The following is a 6,422-nucleotide window of genomic DNA, read 5'->3' on the forward strand; positions in this document are numbered from 1 at the left end:
GTCCCTTCAATGGTTACAACCCCAAGTACTTCAACATCTTGGTCTTCACCCGTTTCATCACTAATTGAAAAAACTTCTCCAACTTTTACCTTTTCCATCATTTTTTCCTCCCCAATCAAGATATGTACTATTTTATCTTTCCAGTTTACAGAATCAAATATGCCTTGGCATATTTGTGCCCAGATTTTNNTGCCACAGGAAGTGGCGTCTTTAGTTTTTGATCTTAGGCTCGAGAAGTTTCCTCTGAAAATCTGTGGCATCCGCCGGAGACCTTAACTTTATTTGGCAGTTTTAACCACACTGAAAAGCTTAATATTATTGTACACTTCCCCGACTAATAGATGTAAAGAATTTCTGCAGAATAAAGTTAAACATACCTCCTACACATTATTATTTATTCTTCGGTAAACAATAATCCTGTGAGAAGTTTTAAACTCACTAAAAATCAATGTGGAGGGATATACATTGAATATTCTATTTCACCAACTCCCGGAGTTGTATTATATGTTCGTAAAAATGACAATTTTCATGAGAAGACTAATATTTAGACTTCGCTACTTGTTACGAATCCCAGCTGTTGCGTAAAGGATATTCAATTCGTATCATAAAATTCTCATTGATATTTGAAAAAGGTAAGCACATCGTAGCTTGCCTTTTTCTTATACAGAGTGGGCTGAAAATCGCATATATTGCCTAAAGTTATGTTATGATGAGGAAAAAAAGTGGGAGTAATCAAATGAACCCTTACCTCTTTGGTGTACTTGTTGTAACCACTACTGCTTTAATGGGCTCTTCTTTTGCGGTTGGAAAAATCGGATTAAATTATGTATCGCCACTTCTTCTTGTTGGTATCCGATTTACAATTGCGGGAATTCTCATGGCTTTATTCGTTTGGAACAAACCACTGCCAAAACAACTTCTAGATTGGGTGCGTATATTTACAATCGGACTCTTTCAAACAGCAGGTGTGATGGGCTGTATTTTTTTAAGCCTACGGACGATAACTGCAGGCGAATCATCTATCCTCACATTTAGCAATCCATTACTCGTTGTTATCTTAAGCACAATTTTTCTTGGCATTCGCTATCATTTCTTTCATTGGATTGGTGTAATCGTTGGTTTTACAGGGGTCTTTATAACGCTTGGCTTTCATCTTAATTTAGAAGTTGGAATCATATTAGGCCTTGGATCATCTATATCATGGTCGATCGGAACATTATTAATAAAAAAATGGGGAGCTCGTTTTAATATTTGGGTGTTAACCGCGTATCAAATGCTGTTTGGTGGTCTTCTTCTTCTTTTGATGAGCTTTGCCCTTGAGACACCTGCCATAACGATTACTCCTACGTCCGTATTTATCATTTTATGGCTTGCCATCATGGCTTCAATTGTTCAATTTGCGATTTGGTTTTATTTAATTAATATTGGTGATCCTGGGAAAACATCTGCATTCTTATTTCTTGCACCATTCTTTGGGGTTCTTTCAGGCTGGGTGCTTTTAAAAGAGGTTGTTGAATGGTTTGTGTATGGAGGAGCCCTGCTCATTTTTCTTGGAATCTTTTTGGTAAATTGGACCTTCGGAAAAAGCAAAAAAATAGAACAAAAGCTTGGCGCATAAAGAATCCCCAACTCCGTATTTGGAGCTGGGGTATCCCTATTGGCTAATAAATTTTAAGCTAAAATCCAATCCTTGTCCAATCGAATAATGAGCCTGGGTCTGTTTTTCTACCCGGCGCATATTCGTCGTGCCCAATCACATGACGTCTGTTACGTAAAATAGATGGGTTTCTTTTCAAAATATTATCAACCAACAACTGCAACGATCGATATTGAGAGTCCGTGTAGCCTGCTAGAGTAGGGTCGATTTTTTTATAGATGTCTTCATCTACAATCCCTGCCATTTCTTCTTTTGTTCCTATTGCGAGAAGTTCAATCCCAATCGAATACTGATTCATTTTATTTTCGTAATTAGGAAAATCAGGCAAACTCCCTTTGCCGGCATGATATGCCACCCTATCCTCAGGAACAAGACTATAAATTTCCCCCTCACGATCAATCAGATAATGAACCGAAACTCCGTATTCCTCAAATATAGAATAAACATCATCTACCTTGTATGGATCTTCAGGTTTGAGTGCAGCATTGCTTATAAAGTGAATCATTACATGTGAAATTTCGTCCGTTCGTTTTTCGGATATTTTGAGAGGTAATGATTTTTTGGTTGTAGCAATTATCTCTTCTGCGGCCACTTCTATATCCGTATTATGAAGCTTTACTTCTTTGGCTTCCGCTGAACAGCCAAACAATAGGGTTGTAAGTAAACCACAAATACAAATTCTCTTCCATTCCTCCATGTATTCAAATCTCCTGTTTTACAACTTGATTCTAGTTATTGTAGGTAAAAAAACCTATATTAGTTACAATTTCTAGTCTCAAAGGTATTTTTTGTATTTATTATACATTTTAATCCCTTGGATGTCAGTTTAAAGTAGGAGATTATAGTTCGAATTCCCATTCATCCTTTAAAACTAAATAAAGTACTAATAGCTCATTTTCTAATTGTTCATATGTTTTACCTGCAACATCAATTCCAGCTTTGGGTAATAATATATCTGCAATTTGTTTTGTCCTTCTGTCTTTTATATCCTCTTTCAAATGTAAAAAACGATTGCAATAGGTTTGCAGAAGCTTCCATTCCTTGTTACCAAATGACTTTAATGCCCATGAATCGATTCCAAGTGAATCCTTTTCGAGTTCGCGTCGATGTATTTCTTTTTCAAGCGGACTTTGTTTTTTATCATTTTTCGCTCGCCTTTCATGTATCACAATTGTACCTGCAACGAGGTCACCAATTCGTTTATGTTTCGGATGAAAGAAGATCATGATAATTCCTAAAAAATAGGAGGCTGGTAAGGAATCGATGATGCGTAGAAAATTGCGGATAAAGCTTGATAACAATGTTATGCTATGTCCATTTTCTTGAATCACACGAATTCCTACTATTTTTTTCCCAATCGTTTTGCCCCCGGCAAAAAATTCAAGTAGAAAATAATAACCCCAGTTTAATATAAACAATAAAATAATTACGATGGCCACTGGGCCAGAAAATAAAACTTCTGCTGGAAGCCAAAAGTCAGAGCCTCCGTTTAAAATAAGGAATAAGGTGAGTAAAATTATAAAACTAGAAATTGATAATAGTAATGTATCAAGAAAGAAAGCAGCTGCTCTACTTCCTACCCCTGCTAGTTGAAATTGGATGGAAACAAACTCCGGTGTTTTAATATTGGTTTGTTCTTGATTCAAAAAGGATCCCCCTTTTCTGGTGTTTTTTACATAAGTTGTTTCTATTTTTCTCTAAAATTACTATAATAAGGTTATTGTAGATTCAAGAGGTGAATGCACATTGAACATAAAACAATTTGTAAAACAGCACAGAGACGATTGGAAACAACTTGAGCAATTGATTACCACTTTACACAAGCGTAGAAAACACAAAGGCAGTAACGATATTAATGAGTTTCATAGACTTTATCAAAAATGTGCCGGTCATCTTTCCTATAGTCAAACCTATTTTCCAAATGAAGAGATTACACCTTATTTAAACGGTCTTGTTTCAAAGGCTCATAATCTCCTATACAAAGATCAGGTTTCGAGTTTCGGGCAAATCCGGTATTTTTTTAGTACAAAATTTATCGGTTTACTACTTGAGCAATGGAAATTTGTTGTTGTTGCTTTTGCTTTGTTTACTCTAGGTGGAATCGGGAGCTTTGTATCAATCCTACAGGATCCCCTCCATATGTTTTCCATTTTACCAGCGGAAATTGCCCAAGGTGTAGATCCAGACTATTTAGGTAGTCAAGATGGGGAAGTTGATTCGTCCCTTATGTCAGCAACCATTATGACAAACAATATTCAAGTTGCGATACTTGCATTTGCAAGTGGAATAACCTTTGGACTATTAACGGTCTATATTTTAATCTACAACGGCATCATCATAGGTGCGTTAGCAGGATTGTTCTGGCACTATGGGAAAACGTATGATTTTTGGGCATACATTGTCCCGCACGGAATGATAGAGCTCACAGCTATATTTATAGCTGGTGGTGCTGGACTGTTAATGGGATACAAGCTGATCGTTCCTGGTTCGTACACAAGAGGTTATCAGCTAAAGCATCAGGCGAAACGTTCAGTACAACTTCTTTTAGGTACGATTCCTTTATTTGTTATTGCGGGTATCATCGAAGGCTTTATCACACCTGCAGCAATTTCGCTTGAAGCCAAATATGCCGTTGCATTTATTACAGTAATAGGATTGATTCTCTATGTGGTGACTGGAAAATTATTTTTAGTAAAAAAAGCAGCTACAGTAAATTCCGATTCATAATGTCGATATAATAGGAAACGGCTGTTACTGCTAATTTATCTTCTTTGGCCTCAACCATCATGAGGCCTTGGTTTTCCCATTTCAGTTTTTCCCTCTTTTTCACAAGCATTTGTTGCTGAGCCATACTTTTTATCATCGCGGTTCGAATAGTTGTCGGATATTCATTGATTCTATCGTTTAATGTCGCATCCTCTACACCGATCATTAGAAAATAATGCCGTTGTCTTAATTTACGTAAATAAATCAATGCACTTTCTTCCCGTACAAATGTATGTACATCACTAAATAATAATAGCAGGCTACGCTTCTTTTGAACCGTTTCTAAATAGGACAACACAGCGCCATAATTGGATTCGACGGCATCTACCTTTAGATTATAAATGGCTTGTAAAATCGTTTGAAGATGTGCGATCCCTTTTCTAGCAGGAACAAACACCTTTACATCCGTTGAAAAAGCTAGCATCGAAACGTAATCTCCATTTTGAAGCGCTGCTGTAGCAACAGTAATAGCCGCTTCGATTGCTCTTTCAAGACGATTTCCTTTATCCAACTCTGCTCCCATCATTCTGCCGCAATCGAGTAATATCGTAATATACTTACCATGTTCCGGCTCATATTCATTCGTCATAACTTCATGCAGTTTTGCAGTTTGTCTCCAGTTGATGGTACGAGGGTCATCACCGACGACATAGCTTCTGATTTTTGAAAACTCACCCGCACCGGTTTGCTGTTTTCGGATTTTAACACCATCATATAATAAAAATTTCTGTGCATTTTCGAGATATTGCCTAGTTTCGGAGAGATCCGGTATAACTTTTACTTCGTTGTTTATAGAAAATGTCAGTTGTTTTTCCCATAAACCAAGGAAGCTCTTGTATCTTAAATATAGTTTGTCAATTTGATAATTACCACGTTCCATTGCTTCTATTTCATAAGTGATTCGAGTAGTCGTTTCACCAGAAACCTTTCCATTGATTGGAAAGACTTTCGTAAAGGAAGCTGGAATGCCATCTATTAATCGGTATGTAAAGCCATTTGTAGAATTGTTTTTTACTACAATCTCAATCGGAGTAGTAAGGCCTCTCTCCATTTCAGACGGTAATTTACGGGTTGCCGACAAATACTTTTTTCTTGGTGAAAAGAACAAATCTACTAAACTTCCAAAAATCACGAATAGATTTAGTCCAATGATTACTTCCCATGAAAGATCGAATGAAGACAGCACCAAAAATCCAATCGAAAGAAATAGAAAAACTAAAATCAACCTCGTTGTAGGAAGAATACCTCTATCTAGGAACAGGAACCGATCCCACAAGCTCCTCAATGATTTCGTCAACGGTGATTCCCTCCAATTCTGCATGCGGGGATAACTGAATTCGATGTCTTAGTGCGGGCTTCGAGACCATTTTCACATCATCTGGTGTTACATAATCTCGGTCAGCCAGATACGCCCAAGCTTGTGCCGTCTTTGCAATTGAGATGGCTGCCCTTGTACTTGCTCCAAACCGAATCGTTTCAGATTCCCTTGTTTTCCGAACAATTTGCATGATGTAATCGAGAACGCCGTCACCTAAAGTAACTTTTTCAATTTCCTTTCGAATGGATAAAAAAGTGTCTAGATCAAGATCATTTGAAGAAGTTTGGTGATTAAAACTTTGTTCAACTACATGTTTCACAACATTTTTTTCTTCATCAAAGGCTGGGAAATCAATTTGAAGCTTAAATAAAAAGCGGTCCTGCTGAGCCTCTGGTAATCGATAGGTTCCCTCAAATTCGATTGGATTCTGTGTCGCAACAACAAAGAATACCTCAGGTAGCTTGTATGTTTCACCTTGAATTGTAACCTGTTTTTCCTCCATTGCTTCTAACAATGCAGCTTGGGTTTTTGCAGGTGTACGGTTAATTTCATCTGCTAAAAGGATATTCGTAAAAACCGGTCCTTTTAATGTTTCAAAACTGCCTTCCTTCATGTTGTATATCATGCTTCCTGTGATATCACTTGGTAAAAGATCAGGTGTAAACTGGATACGATTAAAAT

General features: G+C 37.1%; 6 protein-coding genes. 2 read left to right on the forward strand and 4 right to left on the reverse strand.

Features of this window, described 5'->3' with window-relative positions; translation table 11 throughout:
• Positions 1–736: 736 nt before the first annotated feature.
• Positions 737–1,618: a DMT family transporter gene (locus V7147_RS03605; protein ID WP_335366496.1), complete on the forward strand. Its 882-nt coding sequence runs from the start codon at positions 737–739 to the stop codon at positions 1,616–1,618.
• A 58-nt stretch (positions 1,619–1,676) separates the two neighbouring features.
• Here V7147_RS03605 and V7147_RS03610 read toward each other — a convergent pair whose 3' ends face one another.
• Together V7147_RS03610 and V7147_RS03615 are read right to left on the reverse strand one after the other, a co-directional pair.
• Positions 1,677–2,354, reverse strand: a complete 678-nt coding sequence (locus tag V7147_RS03610; RefSeq protein ID WP_335366497.1) for an N-acetylmuramoyl-L-alanine amidase — start codon at positions 2,352–2,354, stop codon at positions 1,677–1,679.
• Positions 2,355–2,496: 142 nt separating this feature from the next.
• Entirely contained in the window at positions 2,497–3,303 is an 807-nt protein-coding gene (locus V7147_RS03615) for an RDD family protein (RefSeq protein WP_335366498.1), read from the reverse strand.
• A gap of 100 nt (positions 3,304–3,403) precedes the next feature.
• Here V7147_RS03615 and V7147_RS03620 point away from each other — a divergent pair, with 100 nt between their 5' ends.
• The gene (locus V7147_RS03620; protein WP_335366499.1) at positions 3,404–4,384 is read left to right on the forward strand and encodes a stage II sporulation protein M; all 981 of its coding nucleotides are present in this window, start codon (positions 3,404–3,406) and stop codon (positions 4,382–4,384) included.
• Here the strand turns inward: V7147_RS03620 and V7147_RS03625 are convergent.
• Both V7147_RS03625 and V7147_RS03630 read right to left on the reverse strand, forming a co-directional pair.
• A complete protein-coding gene (locus tag V7147_RS03625; RefSeq protein WP_335366500.1) occupies positions 4,362–5,720 on the reverse strand; it encodes a DUF58 domain-containing protein in 1,359 nt (452 codons plus the stop codon). The two genes, V7147_RS03620 and V7147_RS03625, sit on opposite strands and share 23 nt — an antisense overlap.
• Positions 5,671–6,422, reverse strand: a 752-nt coding sequence (locus V7147_RS03630) for an AAA family ATPase (RefSeq protein WP_335366501.1), incomplete at its 5' end; no start/stop codon positions are given. The genes V7147_RS03630 and V7147_RS03625, both read right to left, overlap by 50 nt.

The organism is Bacillus sp. JJ1521 (assembly GCF_036965165.1).
Classification (GTDB): domain Bacteria; phylum Bacillota; class Bacilli; order Bacillales; family Bacillaceae_L; genus Ferdinandcohnia.